This is a genomic window from Burkholderia sp. 4M9327F10, assembly GCF_005503145.1.
Taxonomy (GTDB): Bacteria; Pseudomonadota; Gammaproteobacteria; order Burkholderiales; family Burkholderiaceae; genus Paraburkholderia.
Map to the genome: position 1 here is coordinate 29,300 of NZ_SCNV01000004.1, position 22,654 is coordinate 51,953.

Here is a 22,654-nt window from a genome sequence, read left to right on the forward strand (position 1 = left end):
TTTCTCTTTGATCGACGTGGCTGGGTTCTCTTTTAACAAGCTGGTGATTTTCGGTGTCGGCCTGATCGGCGGCTCGCTCGCCCGCGCGCTACGCGAGCGCGGCGACGTGGCCGGGGCGCGCACGGTGATCGGCGTGGGCCGCACGCCGGCCTCGACGGCGCGCGCGCTCGAACTGGGCGTGATCGACGCTAGCGCCGCGCTCGCCGACGACGCAGCGCTGCAGGCCGCGCTATCCGGCGCGGATTTCGTGTTGCTGGCAGCGCCTGTGGCGCAGACCCAGCCGCTGCTCGAACGCATCGCGCCGTTTCTCGACGCCGACACCATCGTCACCGACGCGGGCAGCACCAAGTCCGATGTCGTTGCGGCGGCGCGTGCCGCGCTGGGCGAACGGATCGGTCAATTCGTCCCGGGTCATCCGATTGCCGGGCGTGAATCGAGCGGGGTGGATGCCGCCTTGCCGGATCTCTATGTGGGCCGCAACGTGGTTCTGTGCGCCTTGCCCGAGAATGCGCCGGCGGCGGTGGAGCGCGTCGCCGCGCTGTGGCGCGCCACCGGCGCGCTGGTGCACGAGATGAGCGCCGGGCAGCACGACCGCGTCTTTGCGTCGGTGAGTCATCTGCCGCACCTGTTGTCGTTTGCGCTGGTCGAGCAGATCCTCAATTCGCCCGATGCAGCACTGAAATTTTCCTTCGCCGCAGGCGGCTTCCGCGACTTCACGCGGATTGCCGCGTCGAGCCCCGAAATGTGGCGCGATATCTGTGTGGCCAACCGCGCCGCGCTGCTCGACGAACTGGACGCCTACACGGAAGTGCTGGCCCGTCTGCGCGCCGCGGTTGAGGCAGCAGATGGCGCCGCGCTTGAGGCCGTCTTCGCGCGTTCGCGCGTGGCGCGCACCGAATGGCAGGAACAGCGTGCGCCGCTCGCCGCCGCGGCCGATCCCGCGAAATAACCGGAACTGGACTCAATCATGGAATACCTCGATCTCGGACCGTTTTCCCGTGCGTCCGGCACGATTCGCCTGCCAGGCTCAAAGAGCATTTCGAACCGGGTGCTGCTGCTTTCGGCACTGGCCGAGGGCGAAACCACAATCACCAATCTGCTCGATTCCGACGACACACGCGTCATGATCGAAGCGCTCGAAAAACTCGGCGTGAAGCTCAAGCGCGAGGGCGACGAGTGCGTCGTGACCGGCACGCGTGGCGCGTTCACGGCCAAGACCGCCGATCTCTTTCTCGGCAACGCCGGCACGGCTGTGCGCCCGCTGACGGCGGCGCTGGCGGTCAACGGCGGCAACTATCGCGTGCATGGCGTACCGCGCATGCACGAGCGGCCGATCGGCGATCTCGTCGACGGCTTGCGCCAGATCGGCGCACGGATCGATTACGAGGAGAACGAAGGTTATCCGCCGCTGCGCATTCGCGCGGGGCAGATTGCCGTCGAGGCGCCGATCCGCGTGAAAGGCGACGTGTCGAGCCAGTTTCTGACCGCGCTGCTGATGACGCTGCCGCTGTTGCGCACCGAGAGCGGCGTGACCGTGGTGCAGGTGGACGGCGAGCTGATTTCCAAGCCCTATATCGAGATCACGATCAAACTGATGGAGCGCTTCGGCATTCAGGTGGAGCGCCATGGCTGGCACCAGTTCACCGTGCCGTCCGGCCAGCGCTACCAGTCGCCGGGCAAGATCATGGTGGAGGGCGATGCCTCGTCCGCCTCGTATTTCCTCGCCGCAGGCGCCCTGGGGGGCGGTCCGCTGCGCGTCGAAGGGGTTGGCCGGGCCAGCATCCAGGGCGACGTCGGTTTTGCCGACGCGCTGATCCGCATGGGCGCCAACGTGACGATGGGCGAAGACTGGATCGAGGTGCGCGGTGTCGGCCACGATCACGGCAAGCTGGAGCCGGTCGATATGGACTGTAACCTGATCCCGGACGCGGCCATGACGATTGCGGTGGCCGCGCTGTTCGCGGACGGCACGACCACGCTGCGCAATATCGCGAGCTGGCGCGTCAAGGAAACCGACCGGCTGGCCGCGATGGCGACCGAGCTGCGCAAGGTCGGCGCGAAGGTGGTGGAGGGCGAGGACTACATTGCCGTCACGCCGCCTGAAGCGCTGACGCCGAACGCCGCTATCGACACCTACGACGACCACCGCATGGCGATGTGTTTCTCGCTGGTGAGCCTCGGTGGCGTGCCGGTGCGGATCAACGACCCGAAGTGCGTTGCCAAGACCTTCCCAGACTATTTCGAGCGCTTCATCGCGCTGGCTCAACCTTGATTCGACCGAATCGACCCGACGTGCGACTTTTTCGATGAAACCGACCCGTCCCTTTCACCAGACGCCCGTCATTACGATCGACGGCCCGACTGCCTCCGGCAAAGGCACCGTGGCCGCGCTGGTAGCCGCCAATCTCGGCTTCCACCTGCTGGATAGCGGCGCCCTGTACCGGCTCGCCGCGCTGGCCAGCGTCCGTTACAGCATCGCGCCGGACGATGCCGAAGCCCTTGCCAAGCTGATCGACGACCTCCATATCACGTTTCGCGAGGGGCTCGCGCAGCTGGACGGCGTCGACGTGTCGAGCGAGATCCGCGCCGAGGAAATCGGCAAACGGGCCTCGGCAATCGCCGTCCACGCACCCGTGAGAGCCGCGCTGGTGGCCCGTCAGCGGGCTTTTCGCAAGGAACCGGGACTGGTCGCGGACGGCCGCGACATGGGTACGGTGATCTTCCAGGACGCGGTGCTCAAGGTGTTTCTGACCGCCAGCGCCGAGGCACGCGCCACCCGGCGGTATAAGCAATTGATCCAAAAAGGATTTTCTGCTAATATAGATGACTTGCTCCGGGATTTGCGTGAACGCGACGAGCGCGACAGTCAGCGCGCAGCCGCGCCACTCAAGCCTGCGGCAGATGCGAAGCTGCTGGACACCTCCGCATTGTCGGTCGACCAGGCGGTCGATCAGGTGGTGCAGTGGTACCAGGCGCTTCAGCCTTCCGCGTGAAATGCAGTACGAAAGCAGCACAAAGCGCGGAAGGGAAACCGGCAGTAAAGGCAGTCTGTTGTTGTGTAGGTGCTTCGCGCAGGTGCGTGGAGCGTGTTTTAACCCCTTAACCCCGCGTGGCATTCGCACCTTAGCCGTCATTGCTTGACCATCCGGTCAGCCGGGCACCGCGAAAACCATGCAAATTTCGATTTTTATGTCCGACCTGCAAACCTCTACCCCGAATACCGAATCTTTTGCGGCTCTGTTCGAAGAGTCGCTGACCAAGCAAGACATGCGCGCCGGCGAAGTGATCTCCGCCGAAGTCGTGCGCGTTGACCACAACTTCGTGGTCGTCAACGCTGGTCTCAAGTCCGAAGCCTACATCCCGCTCGAAGAGTTCCTGAACGACGCGGGCGAGGTAGAAGTGCAGGCGGGCGACTTCGTTTCCGTCGCGATCGACGCGCTGGAAAACGGCTATGGCGACACCATCCTGTCGCGCGACAAGGCGAAGCGTCTGGCTTCGTGGCTGTCGCTGGAAAAGGCTCTCGACAACAACGAACTCGTGACCGGCACGATTACGGGCAAGGTCAAGGGCGGCATGACCGTCATGGTCAACGGCATCCGCGCATTCCTGCCGGGTTCGCTGGTCGACACGCGTCCAGTCAAGGACACGACCCCGTACGAAGGCAAGACGCTGGAATTCCGCGTCATCAAGCTCGACCGCAAGCGTAACAACGTCGTGCTGTCGCGCCGTGCCGTGATCGAGGCAACGCAAGGCGAAGAACGCGCCAAGCTGCTCGAAACGCTGAAGGAAGGCGCGATCGTGGAAGGCGTGGTCAAGAACATCACCGACTACGGCGCGTTCGTGGACCTCGGTGGTATCGACGGCCTGCTGCACATCACCGACATCGCATGGCGTCGTGTGCGTCACCCGTCGGAAGTGCTGTCGGTTGGCCAGGAAGTCACCGCGAAGATCCTCAAGTTCGATCAAGAAAAGAACCGCGTTTCGCTGGGCATCAAGCAACTGGGCGACGATCCGTGGGAAGGCATTTCCCGCCGCTACCCGTCGGGCACGCGCCTGTTCGGTAAGGTCACCAACATCACCGACTACGGCGCATTCGTCGAAGTGGAATCGGGTATCGAAGGCCTCGTCCACGTGTCGGAAATGGACTGGACCAACAAGAACGTTGCACCGTCGAAGGTTGTGCAGCTGGGCGACGAAGTCGAAGTCATGGTTCTGGAAATCGACGAAGACCGCCGCCGTATCAGCCTCGGCATGAAGCAGTGCAAGCCGAACCCGTGGGACGACTTCAGCCGCAACTTCAAGAAGGGCGACAAGCTGCAAGGCGCAATCAAGTCGATCACCGACTTCGGCGTCTTCATCGGTCTGCCGGGCGGCATCGACGGTCTGGTTCACCTGTCGGACCTGTCGTGGTCGGAAACGGGCGAAGAAGCCGTTCGCAAGTACAAGAAGGGCGACGAAGTGGAAGCGATCGTTCTCGGCATCGACGTCGAGAAGGAACGCATTTCTCTGGGTATCAAGCAGCTCGAAGGCGACCCGTTCAGCAACTTCGTTGCAATGAACGACAAGGGTTCGATCGTCGACGGCGTGGTCAAGACGGTGGACGCGAAGGGTGCAGTGGTTCAGCTGTCGGCGGAAGTCGAAGGCTACCTGCGTGCTTCGGAAATCGCACAAGACCGCGTGGAAGATGCTCGCAACGTGCTGAAGGAAGGCGACAAGGTCAACGCGATGATCATCAACATCGATCGCAAGTCGCGTGGCATCAACCTGTCGGTCAAGGCGAAGGATTCGGCTGAGCAACAGGAAGCGATCCGCGGCCTGGCTTCGTCGGACTCGAGCACGGCTGCTACCGGCACGACGAACCTCGGCGCGCTGCTGAAGGCCAAGCTCGACGGCCAGAACCAGTAAGCCTTGGGCTTTCTTGAGAGGTCTGCTGCAGTATGACCAAATCGGAATTGGTCGCCCAGCTGGCTACGCGATTTCCGCAACTTGTTCTTAAAGATGCGGATTTCGCGGTGAAGACGATGCTTGATGCGATGTCGGAGGCTCTGGCCAACGGCCATCGCATCGAAATTCGCGGCTTCGGCAGCTTCGGCCTCAATCGTCGTCCTTCCCGCGTCGGGCGGAATCCGAAGTCGGGCGAGAAGGTGCTGGTACCTGAGAAGTACGTACCGCATTTCAAGCCGGGCAAGGAACTGCGCGAGCGGGTAGATCGACGTTCGGGCGAGCCGCTGAAGGCTGAAGAGCCGGATGACGACGACCTGTAAATGCTCTGCTGCTCGTTTTGCAGCGCGGCATTGGTAGCGTCAGCGGCCAAAGCCAGACGGCAAAAGACCAGAAAAAGCGCCTTCGGGCGCTTTTTTTTCGTCCGCGCTTTTGGCGCCCTGCGGCCACCGGGATTTTTATCCGCAAGGCAAACCACGTGTAAGCGCAGGCAAACGGCTTGTGGGTGCCCACCGGCGGGGCCATCCATTACAATACGGGTCACTTCGGCGCGGGCGAGACCGTGGCGCGATGCGCGTCATCCAGCCGGCGTCCTACCGCAACTGCCGTCAAGAGACCTTATTCATGAAATTTATCGTCTGGTTGATCCGCGTTCTGGTGTTCGTGCTCCTGCTGGTGCTCGCACTCTCCAACACGCAAACCGCTACGCTGAATTTCCTGGCCGGCTACGCCTGGTCCGCTCCGCTGATCCTGATCGGCCTGGCGTTCTTTGTGGTCGGCCTGCTGGCCGGACTGGTATCGGCGGCGCCGGCGGTGTTCCGTCTGCGCCTCGAGAACGGGCGTCTGAAGCGCGAGTTGCGCGTGGCCCGCGAAACCCCGGCGGTGGTCGAAACGCCGCCGCTGCCGCCGCTGATCTAGGTTTTCCCATGCCGCGCGCCGAGGTGCGCGGCTTTTTGTTTCTGTACTCCCGATCAATCGCATGGATCTAGACTTCTGGTGGCTGCTCGTCGTACCCGTCGCCTTCGCGTTCGGCTGGATGGCCGCGCGTTACGACCTCAAGACGCTGCTGTCCGAGAGCGCCAATCTGCCGCGTTCGTATTTCCGCGGCCTCAATTTTCTTCTTAACGAACAACCCGACCAAGCGATCGATGCGTTTATCGAGGTCGTCAAGCTCGACCCCGAAACCATCGAGTTGCACTTTGCTCTTGGCAACCTTTTCCGTCGGCGTGGCGAGACTGACCGCGCGATCCGCGTGCATCAGAACCTGTTGAGTCGCGCCGATCTGCCCGTGACGGAGCGCGACCACGCGGCCTATGAACTGGGTCAGGACTTCCTGAAGGCGGGTCTGCTCGACCGTGCCGAAGAGACGTTCCGCGCACTCGAAAGCGGGGACTACGCGTTGGGCGCCCAGCGCGCGCTGCTGACCATCTACGAGATCGAGAAGGACTGGAACAAGTCGATCGACACGGCGCGCCACCTCGAAACGATGGGCGCCGAGTCGCTGGACAAGGAAATCGCCCAGTTCCATTGCGAACTGGCCCAGGAAGCGCTGCAACAGAAAAAACCGGACGAGGCGCGCCGCCAGTTGCATCTGGCGCTGAAGGCCAATCCGCACAGCGTCCGCGCCACCATTCTGTCCGGCGACGTGGATATGGCGGGCGGCGCGCAGGAAGCGGCAATCGCGCAATGGTTGCAGGTCGAGGAGCAGAATTCCGCCTATCTGCCACTCGTCGCCGAAAAGCTGATGAAGGCCTACGAGGCGCTCGGCAGACCGGAAGACGGTGCGGATTTGCTGACCACGTGGGTGGACCGCTATCCTTCAAACGACCTGCTGGATGTCGCCTATCAGCACGTGGCGGCCTTGCGGGGTCAGGACGCGGCGCATGCGCTGGCGCGCTCGCAAATGCAAAAGTCGCCCAACCTGGCTGGCATGACCCGCCTGCTCGAAGCCCAGCAAGCCACCGCGGAAGAGCCGCGGCGCAGTGAACTGGAACTGATGCGCACACTGATCAGGCAGCGTACCAAAAATCTGCCACGGTATACGTGCCAGAATTGCGGTTTCCGGGCACGCCTTTTCTACTGGCAGTGTCCGGGCTGCAGTGGCTGGGAAACCTATGCCCCGCGCCGGGTCGAGCCGATTACGGCGTCGAGCTGAACCGGAAACCATCACCGGAATCCATTACCGGAACGCGTATGAAAATCACCATCATCGGCACGGGCTATGTCGGCCTTGTTACTGGCGCGTGCCTGGCCGAAATCGGCCATGACGTTTTCTGTCTGGACGTCGATCCGCGCAAGATCGAGATCCTCAATAACGGCGGCGTGCCCATTCACGAGCCGGGCTTGCAGGAAATCATCGCGCGGACCCGGGCAGCGCGGCGCATCACGTTTTCGACGGATGTGGAGGCGAGCGTTGCGCACGGCGACGTGCAGTTCATCGCGGTCGGCACGCCGCCTGATGAAGACGGCTCGGCGGACCTCCAGTACGTTCTCGAAGCCGCGCGCAATATTGGCCGCACCATGAACGGCTTCAAGGTGATCGTCGACAAGTCCACGGTTCCCGTCGGCACAGCGCAGCGGGTACGCGCGGTGGTCGAAGAAGAACTGACGAAGCGTGGCCTCACCGACAGCGAGCAGCATCGTTTCTCGGTTGTCTCGAACCCAGAATTCCTGAAAGAGGGGGCGGCGGTCGACGACTTCATGCGCCCCGATCGCATCGTGCTTGGCCACGACGAGGATGACGCCGGCCAGCGCGCGCGCGAATTGATGAAGCGTTTGTACGCGCCGTTTAACCGCAATCACGAACGCACGCTCTACATGGATGTGCGCTCGGCGGAATTCACGAAGTACGCGGCGAACGCGATGCTCGCCACGCGCATCTCCTTCATGAACGAGATGGCGAACCTGGCTGACCGCGTCGGCGCCGACATTGAAGCGGTGCGCCGCGGCATTGGTTCGGACCCGCGCATCGGCTATCACTTCCTGTATGCCGGCTGTGGCTACGGCGGTTCGTGCTTCCCAAAGGACGTGCAGGCGCTGGTGCGCACCGCGAGCGAAAGCGGCCACAACCTGCGCATCCTCGAAGCTGTCGAAGCGGTGAACCACGAGCAGAAGGAGGTGCTCGTGCGCAAGATCACCCGCAAGCTCGGCGACGATCTGAGCGGCCGCACTTTTGCCGTGTGGGGTCTCGCGTTCAAGCCGAACACCGACGATATGCGTGAAGCGCCAAGCCGGCGCATCATTGCCGAGCTTCTGGCGCGCGGCGCCAACGTGCAGGCGTACGATCCCGTTGCAGTCACCGAGGCGCGCCGCGTGTTCGCAATCGATCTGCACGACGTGCCGGAGCAGATGGCTCGTCTGCACTTTGCGAGCACCCAGAATGAGACCCTCACCGGCGCGGATGCGCTCGTGATCGTCACCGAATGGAAGGAGTTCAAGAGCCCGGACTTCGTGCACCTGAAATCGGTGCTGAAGACGCCGCTTATCTTCGATGGCCGCAACCTCTACGAACCGGAAACGATGACCGAACTGGGCATTGATTACCACTCGATCGGACGTCCCTATGTCCAACTCACCGAACTCGCAGCCAATGTCTAAGCCAATAACCGAATCCGCCGCTACCGCTACCGCACCCGATGCCGGTGCCGTGCCGCGTGCGCGGCTCGCCGGCGCGCGTGTGCTGGTGGTAGGCGACGTGATGCTCGACCGTTACTGGTTCGGCGACGTCAATCGCATTTCCCCGGAAGCGCCGGTGCCGGTGGTGCATGTGCAGAAGCAGGAAGACCGCCTGGGTGGCGCCGCGAACGTCGCGCGCAACGCGGTCGCACTCGGCGCGCAAGCCGGGCTGCTGTGTGTGGTCGGGCACGACGAGCCCGGCGAGCGCATCGTCCAGTTGCTTGACGACAGCGGTGTGGCGCCGCATCTGGAGCGCGACCCGGCCCTGCTGACCACCATCAAGCTGCGCGTGCTGTCGCGTCAGCAGCAGTTGCTGCGAGTCGACTTCGAGAACACACCCGCGCACGAGGTGCTGCTTGCGAGCCTGGCGCGCTTCGACGAACTGCTGCCCGCGCACGACGTGATCCTGATGTCCGATTACGCCAAGGGCGGTCTGACGCACGTCACGAAGATGATCGCCAAGGCGCACGCGGCCGGCAAGCCGGTGCTGGTCGACCCGAAGGGCGACGATTGGGAGCGCTACCGCGGCGCCACGCTGATTACGCCGAACCGCGCCGAGTTGCGCGAGGTGGTCGGGCAGTGGAAGTCGGAAGAAGACCTGACCGCCCGTGTGACGAAGCTGCGCACCGAACTCGAATTCAAGGCGCTGCTGTTGACGCGCTCCGAAGAGGGTATGACGCTCTTCTCCGACGACGGCATCCTGCACGCCTCGGCCGTAGCACGCGAAGTGTATGATGTCTCGGGTGCGGGCGACACCGTGATCGCCACGCTGGCCGTGATGCTCGGCGCGGGCCTGTCGCTCGTCGATGCCGTGGCTCTGGCGAACCGCGCGGCCGGCATCGTGGTCGGCAAGCTGGGCACCGCTACCGTCGACTACGACGAACTCTTTCAGTAATGCCGCACGCCACCTCGCGCCCGCATGCGGCGCGAGCGGCGGGCGTCAGTCGAACCCAATTTTGGGACAGAACGACCATGACCCTCATCGTCACCGGCGCAGCCGGTTTTATCGGCAGCAATCTCGTGAAGGCGCTCAATGAGCGCGGTGAACAACGCATCATCGCGGTCGACAATCTCACGCGCGCTGACAAGTTCAAGAACCTGGTCGATTGCGAGATCGACGATTATCTCGACAAGACCGAGTTTGTCGAACGCTTTGCGCGTGGCGACTTCGGCAAGGTGCGCGCGGTGTTCCACGAAGGCGCCTGTTCGGACACGATGGAAACCGACGGCCGCTACATGATGGACAACAACTTCCGCTACAGCCGCGCGGTGCTCGACGCGTGCCTCGCGCAAGGCACGCAGTTCCTGTATGCATCCTCGGCGGCCACTTACGGCGGCTCGAGCCGCTTCGTGGAAGAGCGCGAAGTGGAGCAGCCGCTCAACGTCTACGGCTATTCGAAGTTCCTGTTCGATCAGGTGATCCGCCGCGTGCTGCCTGGCGCGAAAAGCCAGATCGCCGGCTTTCGCTACTTCAACGTCTACGGCCAGCGCGAGACGCACAAGGCGCGCATGGCGTCGGTGGCGTTCCACAACTTCAACCAGTTCCGCGCCGAGGGCAAGGTCAAGCTGTTCGGCGAATACAACGGTTATGCCGCGGGCGAGCAGACGCGCGATTTCGTCTCCGTCGAAGACGTGACGAAGGTCAACCTGCACTTCTTCGATCATCCGGAGAAGTCGGGCATTTTCAATCTCGGCAGCGGCCGGGCGCAGCCATTCAACGACATTGCAACCACCGTGGTCAACACGTTGCGCGCGCTGAATAACGAAGCGCCGCTCTCGCTTGCCGAGCAGGTGCAGCGCGGGCTGATCGAGTACATTCCGTTTCCCGATGCGCTGCGCGGCAAGTACCAGTGCTTCACGCAAGCCGACCTCACGAAGCTGCGCGCGGCCGGTTACGACGCTCCGTTCCTGAGCGTGCAGGAAGGTGTGGACCGCTACGTGCGTTGGCTATCCGGCCAGCTATAAATCCTTCGCAGACCTCTCTAAACTGGAATCTCCTGGCTGGTGGTCGTCACCGGCCAGTAGTAAGAGGGAGATTCCATATGTTGCGAAAAATCATGGTTACCGCGGCAATGCTCGCCGCGTTCGGTCACGCCTACGCGGCGGTCGACATCAATTCGGCCAATGAGGCTGCGCTGCGCAGCATCAAGGGCATCGGCCCTGCCAAGGCCAAGGCAATCCTCGAAGAGCGCGACGCGCACGGTCCGTTCAAGGATCCCACAGACCTCAGCAAGCGCGTCAAGGGCATGGGCGGGCATACCGTCGAGCGCCTGCAGGCGGAGGGTCTCGCTGTCGGTCCGGCTGGCGCTGCTGCTGGCGTACAGGCTGCGGCGCCTGCGCAGGGCAAGGCCGCGACCTCTGCGGCGCATGCCGCCCCGGCTGCCGGTGGGCAAAAGAGCGACGCTACTGTGGTGGTGAAGAAATAAGCGTATGCCACCATCAACCCCAGGCGGGCGGCCCGTGCTTCAGGCGCTCGCACGGGGCCGCCAGGCAGCCGTGCGTGGTTGCGGCTGCGCCGCCATCTCGCAGGTTTTCCTTTCTGACTGGAGTCGGCACATGACACTCCTTCAGCCGTCACTCGGATGACTGGCTCCCGCGGTACTCTGCCGCGGGTTTTTTGCATGGCATGGCGCCTTATATCGCCGCGTTATATACCTATGCCGCGCGAGCGTTGCATCCATGCCGTTAGCAGGGCCGCGCGGCAGGCCGGCGCACGGTGGTTTAGAATCGTTCAATTAACGACATTGCCCAGCGACAGCCCCGCACCCGAATATGGCTTACAAAACGATTGAAGACACGATCGGCAATACGCCGCTCGTCCAGCTCGTCCGCCTGCCTGACGACGAGATCCGCAGCCGCAACAACGTGATCCTCGGCAAGCTGGAGGGCAATAATCCGGCCGGTTCGGTGAAGGACCGCCCGGCACTGTCGATGATCAAGAAGGCCGAGTCGCGCGGCCGCATCAAGCCGGGTGACACGCTGATCGAAGCGACCAGCGGCAACACCGGCATCGCGCTGGCCATGGCAGCCGCCATCCGCGGCTACAAGATGGTGCTGATCATGCCGGAAGACCTGTCTGTCGAACGACGTCAGAGCATGGCCGCGTACGGTGCGCAGATTGTGCTGACGCCGGTCACGGGCGGCATGGAATACGCACGTGATCTCGCCGAGCAGATGCAGCGCGAAGGCAAGGGCATCATCCTCGACCAGTTTGGGAACCCGGACAATCCGCTCGCGCACTATGAAGCCACCGGGCCGGAAATCTGGCAGGAAACCGAGGGACGCATTACGCACTTCGTCTCGGCCATGGGCACCACCGGTACGATCATGGGCGTGTCGCAGTATCTGAAGGAGCAGAATGAGGCTATCGAGATTATCGGCGCGCAGCCGGAAGAAGGCTCGCGTATTCCGGGTATTCGCAAGTGGCCGGAAGCGTATCTGCCGAAGATTTTTGACCGTAGCCGCGTCGACCGGGTCGAGAACGTGAGTCAGGCCGCGTCGGAAGCGATGGCGCGCAAGATGGCGGCGGTCGAAGGGATCTTCTGCGGTATTTCCTCGGCGGGCGCGTGCGAAGTGGCATTGCGAATCGCACGGCAAGTCGAGAACGCGACCATCGTGTTTGTTGTTTGCGATCGCGGTGACCGTTATCTGTCGACGGGCGTGTTTCCTGCGTGATCGCCCCGGGGCGCGAGTGTGCCTCGCGTTTCGCCAAACCTCACCAAACAAAAAACGCCGGCTAGCACCGGCGCTTTTTTTTCGTTTGGGCGAGTCCGATCAGGCAATCCGAACGGATAGAACCGATTGCCTCGCGCTTATTGCGTGTCCGGTTCGGGGGCAGGCACAGGAGCCGGCATGCGCATTGGCGCGGGAACCGGGCTGGTTGCCGGGGCGGGCACAGCCATCGGTGCAGGCGCCGTGGCCGGCGGAGCGTAGGTGGGCGGAACCGAGGGCGGCGGCACTGAGGCCGGCGCGCCGTTGCTGTCCAGATCGCCTGACGCTTCCAGTTGTGCCTTGATCTTCTCGCCCAACTGATACACCGCCAGTGCGTAGAAGAAGCTGCGGTTATAACGCGTCAGCACGTAAAAATTCTTCAGTCCCAGCTTGTACTCGGTGGGCAGCCCCGGCGAGGGCAGATCCACGATCGTGACTGGCGTGCCGGCTTCGGCGGCCATATCGAGACCCGGCTCGCTTACCAGCAGGCCGGCGCGCGTCAATTGCTCGAGCGGCCAGTGCGGTTCGGGCTGGCCGTCGGCGCCGGCCTGCGCGATGCCCTGGCTGCCTGGGTCCGGGCTGATGTCCCACACCACCGGCCGGCCATTCTCCCAGCCGTTCTGTTTCAGATAATTCGCCACGCTGCCGATCGCGTCGGCCTGGCTGGTGCGCAAGTCGATCTGCTTGTTGCCGTCATACGAGATCGCGTACTGCACGATGCTGCTCGGCAGGAATTGAGGAATGCCGATCGCGCCCGTGTATGAGCCGAGCACTGTGGTCGGATCGATTTGCGAGTCGCGGGTCCAGACCAGATAGTCTTCGAGGTTCTTGCGGAAGGTCTGCTCGCGGTCCGCGCGGTTCGGGGTGTTCGGGTAATCGAAGGCGAGGGTGGTCAGCGCATCGAGCACGCGGAAGTTACCCATGAAGCGGCCGTAGATGGTCTCCACGCCGATGATGCCGACGATCACTTCCGGCGGCACGCCGAATTCCTCATAGGCGCGCTGCAGCGTTGCCTGGTTGTTGCGCCAGAAACGCACGCCCGCGTTGATGCGGATCGGGTCTAGGAAGCGCGACTGGTAAGCGCGCCAGTTCTTGATGGACGGTGTGGGTGAAGGCGTGACGAGCTTGACTGCGGTCGCCGAGTAGCTGACGCTGGCGAACAGCGTGTGCAGCGCGGCCGGATCGAAGTCGTAGCGCGCCGCCATGTCGTTGATGAAGCCATCGACATCGGGGTTGTTCGCATAGCGCTGCGGAATGATTTCTTCTTCGAACGTCTGCCCTTGCGGCACCGGTTGTTGCGGCTGCGCCTGGGTGACGAGCAGCGGCGTTTTGGGCGCGCCGGTCTGTGCCTCGGCTGGACTGGCTGCTGCGAACACGCACCATGCGACGGACAGTGCGGCGGCCACGTTCTGGGTGCATAGCCGGTTTCGTGCGGACAGAGCAAGCTTGACGATCATAGTGAACTGGGAGCGTGGTGCGAGAGAGCCGGAAGGTGGCGCAAGAAGATGGAAGGATTGGGGGCAGTATACCCGAGGCCCATTGCAGAACTGTGCAGAACCGTTGCTACGGCGCGTTCGGGGCGCATGGTGTGGTAACTTGACGTTGTTGGGCGCGTCTTATGCACCTCGCGTGCCTTATGTATGCGCCTTTGGATGGAGACACGCCGCGCGTTTCGCGCGCCGCGCCGCAGAAGAGAGTCATGGCAACGGCCTTTTATTCCCACGCAGACTGCCTGCTTCACGAGATGGGCGAATGGCATCCGGAATCTCCGGCACGCCTGCAGGCAATCGAAGATCAACTGATCGCAAGCCGCATCGACGCGCTGATCGAGCGCGAAGCGCCGCCGCTTGCCGAGGAGGCCGCGCTGCTGCGCGTGCATACCCAGGCGCACGTCGACTACATTCGCAGCCGCTCGCCGGAGTCGGGTTACGCCGAGATCGATCCGGACACGTCGATGAACCCGCATACCTGGCAAGCCGCGTTGCGCGCGGCGGGCGCCGCGGTGGCCGCCACCGACGCCGTTATCGAAGGCCGTTACGACAACGCGTTCTGCAGCGTGCGCCCGCCTGGCCACCACGCCGAGCCGGCACGCGCAATGGGCTTCTGCTTCTTCAACAACGTCGCGGTTGCCGCGCGCCACGCACTGGATGTGCATGGCCTGCAACGGGTGGCGATCGTCGATTTCGACGTCCATCACGGCAACGGCACGGAAGCCGCGTTCGCGGGCGATTCACGTGTATTGATGTGCAGCTTCTTCCAGCATCCGTTTTATCCGTTCACCGGAGCCGACAACCAGGCGCCCAATATGGTCAACGTGCCGATGCCGGCCCGCTCGAAGGGGATGGAAGTGCGCGAGGCAGTGGACATGCTGTGGCTGCCGCGCCTGCATGCGTTCAAGCCGGAGATGATCTTCGTGTCGGCAGGCTTCGATGCGCACCGTGAGGACGATCTCGGCAACATGGGGCTCGTCGAGGACGATTACGCATGGCTGACCGATCAGGTTCGCGAGATCGCCAATCGCTATGCGCGCGGACGGATCGTGAGCTGCCTGGAAGGCGGCTACAACCTGTCGGCGCTCGGTCGCAGTGTGGTGGCGCACATCCGGGCGCTGGCGGGAATCTGAACTGCGCTGTGGGACCGGGCGGGCAGGCGCCCGTCGACAGGCGCACTGGACCGGCGGCGTTGAACGCCGGGCAGGCGACTGGCACACCACGCGCGCCGCTCTCTCAACGACAGCGCACCGTAATCCAATCGATCAACTCGCCGATCACCCGCTCGCGGTCGAGGTCGTTCATGGTCTCGTGATAGCTCGCTTCATGCATCGTGAGCGTCTTGTCCGGTGAGCCGGCATACTGGCCGAACGAGCGGCTGCCGTCTGGCTCCGTGAGCTTGTCTGCGGTACCGTGGTACACCAGCAAGGGCAGTTGCAGCCCGGCGCGGCCGCGTTCGATCCGCTCCATTGCCAGCAGTATCTCCGCGCCCGTGCGAGCCGGAATCGATCCGTGATGGACCAATGGGTCATTGCGATTTGCCTCGACGATAGCCGGGTTGCGCGACAGCAGCGCCGCATCGATCTTCATGGCGGGAAAATCCGGCCAGACACGGCTGATGATCTGGCTCATGGTCAGCATCCAGCGCGGCACATCGTGGCCCGGCGCCAGCGCAGGACTTGAGAGAATCAGACCCGCCAGGCGGTGACCGCTGCCGGGCAGACGTTCGATGGCGTACAGCGCCGCAATCGCGCCGCCCATGCTGTGACCCATCAGGAACAGGGGTGTGCCGCTGCCGTCCGCTGCGATGCCAAGCAAAGCCTCGGCGTCGAGCAGATAGTCGTCGAAGCGCTCGACGCGAGCGCGCTTGCCGGGTGCGTGACCGTGGCCGCGCAGATCGATGGCGAGCAGTTCGATGCCGGCCGCGTTGAGCCGCTCGGCGAGCGCCGCGTAGCGCCCGGCGTGCTCGGCAAGACCGTGGACGAGAGCGACCGTGGCCCGGCGTGTACCGGTGGCAGCCCAGCGGTACAGCGGCAATTCGATGCCGTCGCGGGTGGTGACAAGCGAGCGGGCCGCGCCGTAGTCGCGCCTTGCATTCGCTGAGCCGCCGCTTTCCTCCGGTTTGACGCCTGCGCTTGCCCCGACCGTCGGGTCAGGGCGAGCATTGTTGTGCCGGGTAGTCTCCATATGCGCCCTCGTTGTGGTTTTGATTGGCCCGATCATAGTCGCTGGCCCGTGACATGCGCGAGCAGCCTGCGCGGGATTCACCTCTAATTCCTCTCAGTTATGAAAAGATCGGAATTGATTATTAAAGCGAATGTCGAGGCTGCGGTAGAATTGCGCTTCAAATCCCAATAAAAGTCACGGCGGCCGCTTGCCGGGAGCGTATGACGCTCGCGGGCAGTTCCGCCGTTTCGTTTTTTATGATCGAAATACGTAATATTTCCCAGCGTTTTGCTGGACCCCGGGGCTGGGTTGAGGCGTTGCACAACGTCAATCTGTCGATTCCGGCGGGCGAGGTGTTCGGCATCATCGGCCGCAGCGGCGCGGGCAAGAGCACGCTCGTGCGCACCATCAACCTGCTGACGCGTCCCACTGAGGGCAATATCGTCGTCAACGGCCGTGATCTGACGACGCTCTCCGCCGAGCAGCTGCGCGAGGCGCGCCGCGAGATCGGCATGATCTTCCAGCATTTCAACCTGCTGTCGTCGCGCACCGTGTACGAAAACGTCGCGCTGCCGCTCGAGCTGGCCGGCATGAAGCGCGACGAGATCGAGGCGAACGTGCTGCCGCTGCTCGAACTGGTGGGGCTGTCTGCGCAGAAAGACCGCTATCCGGCGCAGATCAGTGGCGGCCAGAAACAGCGCGTCGGGATTGCCCGGGCGCTGGCGAGCAAGCCGAAGGTGCTGCTGTCCGACGAGGCGACCTCGGCGCTCGATCCCGAAACCACCCGCTCGATCCTGGATCTGCTCAAGCGCATCAATCGCGAACTCGGCCTGACCATCGTGCTGATCACCCACCAGATGGACGTGATCAAGCAGGTCTGCGACCGCGTTGCGGTGCTCGACGCGGGCCGGGTCGTCGAACACGGCAAGGTTATCGACGTGTTCCTGCAGCCGCACCACGAAGTGACCCGCGCGCTGATCGGCGATGTCATCGCCCAGGAACTGCCGCCCGCGCTGAAGGCACGCGTGGCCGAGCGCCTGAAGACCGGCAGCGGCCACCTGCTGCGCCTCGCCTTCACCGGCTCAGGCGTCGACCAGCCCATCCTGTCCGAAACGATTCGCCGTTACGAACTCGACTTCAACATCCTGCACGGCCAGATCGACGAGATCCAGGGGCAGGCGTTCGGCTCGCTCGCAGTGCTCGCGGGCGGTGAACCGCTGAAGGTGGCACAGGCGCTGACGTATCTGCGCGAACAGGGTGTGGTGGTAGAGGAGATGTCCCATGTTGAGTGAAATGTTCGATATGTTCGTCCAGTCGTTCTGGGAAACGCTCGTCATGGTGGGTATCTCGGGCCTGGTCGGCGCGCTGGTCGGTTTGCCTCTCGGCGTGCTGCTGTATCTGACCGACCGCCAGGGCGTGCTGCAGAATGTCGCGCTGAATCGCTCGATGGGCGTGGTGATCAATGCGGTGCGCTCGACGCCGTTCATCATCTTGCTGGTCGCGGTGATTCCGTTCACGCGCCTCGTGGTCGGCTCGTCGATCGGTACTGCCGCCGCCGTGGTGCCGTTGACGATCTCTGCCGCGCCGTTCATTGCGCGTCTGGTCGAGACGGCGCTGCGTGAAGTGGATCGTGGCCTGATCGAAGCCGCCCAGTCGATGGGCGCCACCACCAGCCAGATCGTCTTCAAGGTGCTGCTGCCCGAATCGTGGCCCGGGGTGGTTGCCGGTTTGACGATTACCTTCGTGTCGCTGGTCGGTTACTCGGCGATGGCCGGTGCGATCGGCGGCGGCGGCCTGGGCGACCTGGGCATCCGTTACGGCTATCAGCGTTACGAGCCGGACGTGATGTGGACGGTCGTGGCGATCCTGATCGTGTTCGTGCAACTGGTGCAGTCTTTCGGGGATTGGCTCGTGCGTCGGTTGAGCCACAAATAAAACAAGGGTTGTCGCAACCCGTTTGAAGAGAACTGGAGAAGATCCGTCATGCAACGCCGTTTCATTCTGAAGCTTGCCGCCGCGCTCGGCGCCGCCACGCTGTTCGCTGCTAACACTTCGGCCTACGCCGACGACACGATCAAGGTCGGCGTGACCGGCGGCCCGCATGCGGAGTTGATGGAAGTCGTGAAGGGTGTCGCAGCGAAGAACGGCCTGAACATCAAGATTGTCGAATTCGCGGACTACGTGCAACCGAACGCGGCGCTCGCGAGCGGCGATCTGGACGCCAACAGCTACCAGCATGACCCCTACCTCGAAGCGCAAGTGAAGGACCGCGGCTACAAGCTGATCCGCGTCGCCGACACCGTGACCTTCCCGATGGGCATCTACTCGAAGAAGATCAAGTCGCTCGCCGAGCTGCAGCCGGGCGCGAAGATCGCCGTGCCGAACGATCCGACCAATGGCGGCCGCGCGCTGTTGCTGCTGCAAAAACAGGGTCTCCTCAAGCTGCGCGCCGACGCCGGCCTGAAGGCCACGCCGCTCGATATCGTCGACAATCCCAGGAAACTGAAAATCGTCGAGCTGGACGCTGCCCAGATCCCGCGCTCGCTCGGTGACGTGGACGCCGCCGCGATCAACACCAACTACGCGATGCAGGCGGGTCTGAAACCGAAGCAGGACGCGATCGCGATCGAAGATCCCAAGGGGCCGTACGTGAACATCATCGCGATCCGCGAAGCTGACCGGAACAAGCCGTGGGTCGCGAAGCTGATCGCGGCGTACCATTCGCCGGAAGTGAAGCAGTACATCGACGCGAAGTACGGTGGCGCGGTGGTCGCCAGCTGGTAAGCCGCACCGCGAGATACCAAAAGTGTCTTCGATGGCAAATCATGAATTAGAGTCGTAAGTCTTAACCCGGGGTTGCAGCCCGGGTTTTTTCGGAATTAAAATAGAACGATCGTTCGTTATTGCTGTCACGCCGCTGAGGAGCGCTATCCTCGATGTAAACCAGCCTGCAACACGGCTGTCGCAAAGGCGCAGTCGTTATAATGTCCGCTGGGTTGACGTATTCGTAACTTTGGAGCGTGTGCATGAAAATCCTGGTGCCAGTCAAGAGAGTGGTCGATTACAACGTGAAAGTCCGGGTGAAGTCGGACGGCACGGGCGTCGACATCGCGAATGTAAAGATGTCGATGAACCCGTTCGACGAGATCGCCGTGGAAGAGGCGGTGCGTCTGAAGGAAGCGGGCGTGGCGACGGAAGTGATCGCCGTGTCGGCAGGGGTCACGCAGGCGCAGGAAACGCTGCGCACGGCGCTGGCTATCGGCGCGGACCGCGCCATCCTGATCGAGTCGAACGAAGACCTGCAGCCGCTGGCCGTGGCCAAGCTGCTCAAGGCGCTGGTCGACAAGGAACAGCCGTCGCTCGTCATCCTGGGCAAGCAGGCCATCGACGACGATTCGAACCAGACCGGCCAGATGCTGGCTGCATTGGCCAACCTGCCGCAAGCAACCTTCGCCTCGAAGGTCACGGTGGCCGATGGCAAGGCGACGGTGTCGCGCGAAGTGGACGGCGGGGCGGAAACGCTGTCGCTGACGCTGCCGGCCGTGGTCACGACCGACCTGCGCCTGAACGAGCCGCGTTATGTGACGCTGCCGAACATCATGAAGGCGAAGAAGAAGCCGCTGGAAACGATCAACCCCGAAGATCTGGGTGTGGATGTGACGCCGCGCCTGAAGACGCTGAAGGTCGTCGAGCCGCCCAAGCGCAGCGCCGGTGTGAAGGTTGCTGACGTGAAGACGCTGGTCGAGAAGCTGAAGACCGAAGCCAAGGTGCTGTGAGGAGACCGACGAAATGACGATTCTGGTAATTGCGGAACACGACAACGCGTCGCTGAAGGCTGCGACGCTGAACACCGTCGCAGCAGCGGCGAAGATCGGCGGCGACGTGCATGTGCTGGTCGCAGGTCAAAACGCGCAAGGCGCGGCTGAAGCGGCTGCCAAGGTGGCAGGTGTCGCCAGGGTGCTGCTGGCCGACGCGCCGCAACTCGCAGCGGGCCTCGCGGAAAACGTCGAAGCCACGGTGCTGAACATTGCGAAGGACTACTCGCACATCCTCGCGCCGGCCACCGCCTACGGCAAGAACATTGCGCCGCGTATCGCAGCGAAGCTCGATGTCGCGCAGATCAGCGACATCACCGCGGTGGACAGCGCCGACACGTTCGAGCGCCCGATCTACGCGGGCAACGCGATTGCAACCGTGCAGTCGGCTGATCCGATCAAGGTCATCACGGTGCGTACCACCGGTTTCGACCCGGTCGCGGCAGAGGGCGGCAGTGCGGCCGTCGAGACGATTGCGGCAGCAGCCGACAGCGGCCTTTCGCAGTTCGTGAGCCGTGAAGTGACCAAGCTGGACCGTCCGGAACTGACGTCGGCGTCGATCATCGTGTCGGGTGGCCGGGGCCTGGGCAGCGGCGAGAACTACACGAAGGTGCTCGAGCCGCTGGCAGACAAGCTGGGCGCGGCGCTGGGCGCATCGCGCGCGGCAGTCGACGCAGGCTTCGTGCCAAACGACTACCAGGTGGGCCAGACGGGCAAGATCGTCGCGCCGCAACTGTACGTCGCGGTGGGCATCTCGGGTGCGATCCAGCATCTGGCCGGCATGAAGGACTCGAAGGTCATTGTGGCGATCAACAAGGACCCGGAAGCACCGATTTTCAGCGTCGCCGATTACGGCCTGGTGGGCGATCTGTTCGCCGTCGTGCCGGAGCTGGTGAGCGAACTCGGCTAATTCTGACCACGCCATAAAAAGGCGTCTGGCAGCAAACGAAGGGACGCAGGGACCGTTAGTCCAGCGTCCCTTTTTATATCGCAGGCAGGAGGAGAACTGAAATGAGCTATACGGCGCCCGTCAAGGACATGTTGTTCGTGATGAAAGAACTGGCCGCACTCGAAGATATCGCGACGCTGCCAGGTTTCGAAGATGCCAATCTGGACACGGCCCAGGCTGTGCTCGAAGAGTCGGCCAAGCTATGCGGCGAAGTGCTGGCGCCGTTGAATGTCGAAGGCGATCGCAACCCGAGTAGCTGGAAGGACGGCAAGGTCACGGCAACGCTGGGCTTTGCCGAAGCGTTCCGGCAGTTCGCCGAGGGCGGCTGGCAAGGTGTGCAACATCCTTTGGACTACGAAGGCCAGGGGCTGCCGAAGCTGATTGCCACAGCCTGCATTGAGATGCTGAACGCGTCGAATCTTTCCTTTGCGCTATGTCCGCTGCTCACGGACGGCGCCATTGAAGCGCTGCTCACGGCTGGCAGCGACGAACAGAAGCAAATCTACGTGCCGAAGCTGATTTCGGGCGAATGGACCGGCACCATGAATCTCACCGAGCCGCAAGCCGGCTCGGACCTGGCGCTGGTGCGCACGCGCGCCGAGCCGCAGGGCGACGGCTCGTTCAAGCTGTTCGGCACCAAGATTTTCATCACCTGGGGTGAGCACGACATGGCGAAGAATATCGCCCATCTCGTGCTGGCGCGCACGCCGAACGCACCGGAAGGTGTGAAGGGCATTTCGCTGTTTATCGTGCCGAAGTTCCTCGTCAACCAGGACGGCTCGCTCGGCGAGCGTAACGACGTGCATTGCGTGTCGATCGAGCACAAGCTCGGCATCAAGGCGAGTCCGACGGCCGTGCTGCAGTTCGGCGATCACGGCGGCGCAATCGGTCATCTGATCGGTGAAGAGAATCGCGGTCTCGAATACATGTTCATCATGATGAACGCCGCGCGTTTTGCGGTGGGCATGCAAGGTGTGGGCGTGTCGGATCGGGCATACCAGAAGGCGGTGGCGTATGCGAAGGACCGCGTGCAAAGCCGGCCGGTAGATGGCTCTGCTAAACAGTCGGTGTCGATCATTCATCACCCGGATGTGCGCCGCATGCTGGCGACGATGCGCGCGTTGACCGAGGGTTCGCGCTCGCTCGCTTATGTTGCCGCCGCGCATTGCGATATCGCGCATCGTCACCCTGACGAAGCGAAGCGCAACGAGCATCAGGCGATCTACGAATTCCTCGTGCCGATCGTGAAGGGCTGGAGCACGGAGCTGTCGATCGACGTGACGAGCCTCGGCGTGCAGGTGCACGGCGGCATGGGCTTTATCGAAGAAACGGGCGCGGCTCAGTATTACCGCGACGCGCGGATTTTGCCGATCTACGAAGGCACCACGGCGATCCAGGCGAACGACCTGATTGGCCGCAAGACCTTGCGTGACGGCGGCGCGGTGGCCGGGGCGCTGCTGGCTGGTATTGCGGAGACCATCGAGGCGCTCGGCGCGCAGCAGGGGCCGGCGTTCAAGTCGATGCAGCAACAGCTTGCGCTGGGGCAGCGTGCGCTGGCAGCGGCGGTGGAGTTTGTGCTCGCCAATGCGAAGCGCGATCCGAATGCGGTGTTTGCCGGTAGCGTGCCGTATCTGAAGCTGGCGGGTATTGTGCTCGGCGGCTGGCAGATGGCGCGTGCGCTGCTCGTGGCCGCCGGAAAGCACGCCGAAGATCCGTCGTTCTACGGCGCGAAGATCGCGACGGCGCAGTTCTATGCGGAGCATGTGCTGCCGCAGGCGGCGGCGCTGGAAGCATCGATTGTCAGCGCGAAGGGGGATGAGGGGGTGCTGGCGTTGTCGGAAGACCAGTTCTGACAGCAGTCGTTGGGTTAGGCAGAGAGCCTCTGTGAGTCTATGGCTGCAGAGGTT

At 63.2% G+C, this 22,654-nt stretch carries 21 protein-coding genes; 19 read left to right on the forward strand and 2 right to left on the reverse strand.

From position 1 onward, the window contains the following. Positions 1–7 precede the first annotated feature (7 nt). From FFS45_RS05915 to cysM, 12 genes are all read left to right on the forward strand, one after another. On the forward strand, positions 8–949 hold the full coding sequence (locus FFS45_RS05915; RefSeq protein WP_137953795.1) for a prephenate dehydrogenase/arogenate dehydrogenase family protein: 942 nt from the start codon (positions 8–10) through the stop codon (positions 947–949). An 18-nt stretch (positions 950–967) separates the two neighbouring features. Then, on the forward strand, positions 968–2,272 hold the full coding sequence (gene aroA, locus FFS45_RS05920) for a 3-phosphoshikimate 1-carboxyvinyltransferase (RefSeq protein ID WP_137953796.1): 1,305 nt from the start codon (positions 968–970) through the stop codon (positions 2,270–2,272). A gap of 34 nt (positions 2,273–2,306) precedes the next feature. Then, positions 2,307–2,993 (forward strand): (d)CMP kinase, encoded by a 687-nt coding sequence (cmk, locus tag FFS45_RS05925; RefSeq protein ID WP_137953797.1) that lies wholly within the window; start codon positions 2,307–2,309, stop codon positions 2,991–2,993. Between the two features lie 178 nt (positions 2,994–3,171). Continuing rightward, complete coding sequence (gene rpsA, locus FFS45_RS05930) at positions 3,172–4,905, forward strand: 30S ribosomal protein S1 (protein ID WP_137953798.1); 1,734 nt, start codon at positions 3,172–3,174, stop codon at positions 4,903–4,905. A gap of 32 nt (positions 4,906–4,937) precedes the next feature. Further along, complete coding sequence (locus FFS45_RS05935; protein WP_074300394.1) at positions 4,938–5,264, forward strand: integration host factor subunit beta; 327 nt, start codon at positions 4,938–4,940, stop codon at positions 5,262–5,264. Between the two features lie 301 nt (positions 5,265–5,565). Then, positions 5,566–5,859 (forward strand): LapA family protein, encoded by a 294-nt coding sequence (locus FFS45_RS05940; protein ID WP_137953799.1) that lies wholly within the window; start codon positions 5,566–5,568, stop codon positions 5,857–5,859. A gap of 61 nt (positions 5,860–5,920) precedes the next feature. Then, positions 5,921–7,096, forward strand: coding sequence for a lipopolysaccharide assembly protein LapB (gene lapB, locus FFS45_RS05945; protein WP_137953800.1), 1,176 nt, complete (start codon positions 5,921–5,923; stop codon positions 7,094–7,096). A 38-nt stretch (positions 7,097–7,134) separates the two neighbouring features. Continuing rightward, positions 7,135–8,538 carry a UDP-glucose/GDP-mannose dehydrogenase family protein gene (locus FFS45_RS05950; RefSeq protein ID WP_137953801.1) on the forward strand — a complete coding sequence of 468 codons (1,404 nt, stop codon included), beginning with the start codon at positions 7,135–7,137 and terminating at the stop codon, positions 8,536–8,538. After that, entirely contained in the window at positions 8,504–9,511 is a 1,008-nt protein-coding gene (gene rfaE1, locus FFS45_RS05955; RefSeq protein WP_249362675.1) for a D-glycero-beta-D-manno-heptose-7-phosphate kinase, read from the forward strand. Before FFS45_RS05950 ends, rfaE1 begins: the two co-directional genes overlap by 35 nt. Before the next feature lie 77 nt (positions 9,512–9,588). Then, a complete protein-coding gene (gene rfaD, locus FFS45_RS05960; RefSeq protein WP_137953803.1) occupies positions 9,589–10,581 on the forward strand; it encodes an ADP-glyceromanno-heptose 6-epimerase in 993 nt (330 codons plus the stop codon). A gap of 77 nt (positions 10,582–10,658) precedes the next feature. After that, entirely contained in the window at positions 10,659–11,042 is a 384-nt protein-coding gene (locus tag FFS45_RS05965; protein ID WP_137953804.1) for a helix-hairpin-helix domain-containing protein, read from the forward strand. Between the two features lie 346 nt (positions 11,043–11,388). After that, the gene (gene cysM, locus FFS45_RS05970; RefSeq protein WP_137953805.1) at positions 11,389–12,291 is read left to right on the forward strand and encodes a cysteine synthase CysM; all 903 of its coding nucleotides are present in this window, start codon (positions 11,389–11,391) and stop codon (positions 12,289–12,291) included. A 137-nt stretch (positions 12,292–12,428) separates the two neighbouring features. Here the strand turns inward: cysM and mltB are convergent, their stop codons facing one another. Then, a complete protein-coding gene (gene mltB / locus FFS45_RS05975) occupies positions 12,429–13,784 on the reverse strand; it encodes a lytic murein transglycosylase B (protein WP_171029581.1) in 1,356 nt (451 codons plus the stop codon). Positions 13,785–14,026: 242 nt separating this feature from the next. Here mltB and FFS45_RS05980 point away from each other — a divergent pair, with 242 nt between their 5' ends. Then, positions 14,027–14,950 carry a histone deacetylase family protein gene (locus FFS45_RS05980; RefSeq protein ID WP_137953806.1) on the forward strand — a complete coding sequence of 308 codons (924 nt, stop codon included), beginning with the start codon at positions 14,027–14,029 and terminating at the stop codon, positions 14,948–14,950. Positions 14,951–15,053: 103 nt separating this feature from the next. On the opposite strand, the gene FFS45_RS05985 is transcribed toward FFS45_RS05980, so the two are convergent. Then, entirely contained in the window at positions 15,054–16,004 is a 951-nt protein-coding gene (locus tag FFS45_RS05985) for an alpha/beta hydrolase (RefSeq protein ID WP_137953807.1), read from the reverse strand. A gap of 236 nt (positions 16,005–16,240) precedes the next feature. Here FFS45_RS05985 and FFS45_RS05990 point away from each other — a divergent pair, with 236 nt between their 5' ends. The 6 genes from FFS45_RS05990 (at position 16,241) to FFS45_RS06015 (ending at position 22,600) form a co-directional block, all read left to right on the forward strand. Then, positions 16,241–17,275, forward strand: a complete 1,035-nt coding sequence (locus FFS45_RS05990; protein WP_137953808.1) for a methionine ABC transporter ATP-binding protein — start codon at positions 16,241–16,243, stop codon at positions 17,273–17,275. Further along, on the forward strand, positions 17,265–17,918 hold the full coding sequence (locus FFS45_RS05995) for a methionine ABC transporter permease (protein WP_137953809.1): 654 nt from the start codon (positions 17,265–17,267) through the stop codon (positions 17,916–17,918). Before FFS45_RS05990 ends, FFS45_RS05995 begins: the two co-directional genes overlap by 11 nt. 48 nt (positions 17,919–17,966) lie before the next feature. Further along, positions 17,967–18,767, forward strand: a complete 801-nt coding sequence (locus FFS45_RS06000; protein ID WP_137953810.1) for a MetQ/NlpA family ABC transporter substrate-binding protein — start codon at positions 17,967–17,969, stop codon at positions 18,765–18,767. A gap of 242 nt (positions 18,768–19,009) precedes the next feature. After that, complete coding sequence (locus FFS45_RS06005; RefSeq protein ID WP_137953811.1) at positions 19,010–19,759, forward strand: electron transfer flavoprotein subunit beta/FixA family protein; 750 nt, start codon at positions 19,010–19,012, stop codon at positions 19,757–19,759. 13 nt (positions 19,760–19,772) lie between these two features. After that, complete coding sequence (locus FFS45_RS06010; protein ID WP_137953812.1) at positions 19,773–20,708, forward strand: FAD-binding protein; 936 nt, start codon at positions 19,773–19,775, stop codon at positions 20,706–20,708. A 101-nt stretch (positions 20,709–20,809) separates the two neighbouring features. Beyond that, positions 20,810–22,600 (forward strand): acyl-CoA dehydrogenase, encoded by a 1,791-nt coding sequence (locus tag FFS45_RS06015; RefSeq protein WP_137953813.1) that lies wholly within the window; start codon positions 20,810–20,812, stop codon positions 22,598–22,600. Positions 22,601–22,654 lie beyond the last annotated feature (54 nt).

Excerpts from the sequence above, each read along its gene's own strand:
- aroA (WP_137953796.1), top strand. The coding sequence starts at position 968 with ATGGAATACCTCGATCTCGGACCGTTTTCCCGTGCGTCCGGCACGATT.
- cmk (WP_137953797.1), top strand. The coding sequence starts at position 2,307 with ATGAAACCGACCCGTCCCTTTCACCAGACGCCCGTCATTACGATCGAC.
- rpsA (WP_137953798.1), top strand. The coding sequence starts at position 3,172 with ATGCAAATTTCGATTTTTATGTCCGACCTGCAAACCTCTACCCCGAAT.
- FFS45_RS05935 (WP_074300394.1), top strand. The coding sequence starts at position 4,938 with ATGACCAAATCGGAATTGGTCGCCCAGCTGGCTACGCGATTTCCGCAA.
- FFS45_RS05940 (WP_137953799.1), top strand. The coding sequence starts at position 5,566 with ATGAAATTTATCGTCTGGTTGATCCGCGTTCTGGTGTTCGTGCTCCTG.
- lapB (WP_137953800.1), top strand. The coding sequence starts at position 5,921 with ATGGATCTAGACTTCTGGTGGCTGCTCGTCGTACCCGTCGCCTTCGCG.
- FFS45_RS05950 (WP_137953801.1), top strand. The coding sequence starts at position 7,135 with ATGAAAATCACCATCATCGGCACGGGCTATGTCGGCCTTGTTACTGGC.
- rfaE1 (WP_249362675.1), top strand. The coding sequence starts at position 8,504 with ATGTCCAACTCACCGAACTCGCAGCCAATGTCTAAGCCAATAACCGAA.
- rfaD (WP_137953803.1), top strand. The coding sequence starts at position 9,589 with ATGACCCTCATCGTCACCGGCGCAGCCGGTTTTATCGGCAGCAATCTC.
- FFS45_RS05965 (WP_137953804.1), top strand. The coding sequence starts at position 10,659 with ATGTTGCGAAAAATCATGGTTACCGCGGCAATGCTCGCCGCGTTCGGT.
- cysM (WP_137953805.1), top strand. The coding sequence starts at position 11,389 with ATGGCTTACAAAACGATTGAAGACACGATCGGCAATACGCCGCTCGTC.
- mltB (WP_171029581.1), bottom strand. The coding sequence starts at position 13,784 with ATGATCGTCAAGCTTGCTCTGTCCGCACGAAACCGGCTATGCACCCAG.
- FFS45_RS05980 (WP_137953806.1), top strand. The coding sequence starts at position 14,027 with ATGGCAACGGCCTTTTATTCCCACGCAGACTGCCTGCTTCACGAGATG.
- FFS45_RS05985 (WP_137953807.1), bottom strand. The coding sequence starts at position 16,004 with ATGGAGACTACCCGGCACAACAATGCTCGCCCTGACCCGACGGTCGGG.
- FFS45_RS05990 (WP_137953808.1), top strand. The coding sequence starts at position 16,241 with ATGATCGAAATACGTAATATTTCCCAGCGTTTTGCTGGACCCCGGGGC.
- FFS45_RS05995 (WP_137953809.1), top strand. The coding sequence starts at position 17,265 with ATGTTGAGTGAAATGTTCGATATGTTCGTCCAGTCGTTCTGGGAAACG.
- FFS45_RS06000 (WP_137953810.1), top strand. The coding sequence starts at position 17,967 with ATGCAACGCCGTTTCATTCTGAAGCTTGCCGCCGCGCTCGGCGCCGCC.
- FFS45_RS06005 (WP_137953811.1), top strand. The coding sequence starts at position 19,010 with ATGAAAATCCTGGTGCCAGTCAAGAGAGTGGTCGATTACAACGTGAAA.
- FFS45_RS06010 (WP_137953812.1), top strand. The coding sequence starts at position 19,773 with ATGACGATTCTGGTAATTGCGGAACACGACAACGCGTCGCTGAAGGCT.
- FFS45_RS06015 (WP_137953813.1), top strand. The coding sequence starts at position 20,810 with ATGAGCTATACGGCGCCCGTCAAGGACATGTTGTTCGTGATGAAAGAA.